This window comes from Microbacterium paulum, assembly GCF_015707995.1.
GTDB lineage: Bacteria > Actinomycetota > Actinomycetes > Actinomycetales > Microbacteriaceae > Microbacterium > Microbacterium paulum.
In genome coordinates, this window is record NZ_JAAGRY010000136.1 from 1 (window position 1) to 837 (window position 837).

General features: G+C 72.0%; 1 protein-coding gene. It reads left to right on the top strand.

The window, feature by feature from the left end; all coding sequences use genetic code 11:
- Nucleotides 1-278 precede the first annotated feature (278 nt).
- On the top strand, nt 279-837 hold a 559-nt coding region (locus G3N18_RS15810; protein WP_196385195.1), incomplete at its 3' end, for a hypothetical protein.

Here is an 837-nt window from a genome sequence, read left to right on the forward strand (position 1 = left end):
CGGTCCGTGGCCGCGCCCGCCGCCTTCTCCGCGCTCGCCGCGCTCGCTCCGCCCTCCTCGCGGGCCCGGGCCGCGGCCGCGCAGACGCGAGAGCGCGCCGGCGATGGCATCCAGGTCTTCGGCGGAGGTGTCGTCTGCGGCCGGATCGCTCATACGACCAATTTACATGCCCATTGACATGTGTTCGAAGTGCATGTCATACTGCATGTACATGCACAGTGACATGTATCGAGCGGCGATTCTGACGCCGCTCCCTCCAGACATCGAAAGGACTTCTCATGAACACCGAGAACACCTCCCCACAGAACACCACCCGCCCGTTCGGCTACTGGCTGCGCGCCGCTGATCACCTGCTCGCCCGCGAGCTCGAGACGGCGTTCCAGGCCGAGGGCATCACCCGACGCGAGGGTCGGCTGCTGCGCCTGCTGGCCGGCGACGTCGTCTCTCCCGAACTCAGCGAGCGGCTGCAGCGCCATGGCGGCAAGAAGCTCCGCGGCCTCGTCGAGCGCGGCTGGGTCGCCGAGACCGACGGCACCTGGACCCTGACCGACGAGGGGCGCGCCGTCGCGGCGCGACTCGACGCCTCGGTCGACGGGGTGCGCGCCCGCGTCTCGTCCGCCGTCTCCGACGAAGACCTCGCGACCACGCTCGCGAGCCTCGAGGCCATCGCGCGCGAACTCGGCTGGAACCCCGACGAGCGGATGCCTCGCGGCGCCGGCCGTCACGGCTTCGGCCCGGGTCGCCGCGGCTTCGGCCCCGGTCACGGCTTCGGCCCGGGCTTCGGCCCCGGTCACGGCTTCGGTCCCGGCGCGCACGCGTTCGGCCCGCGGCACGGGC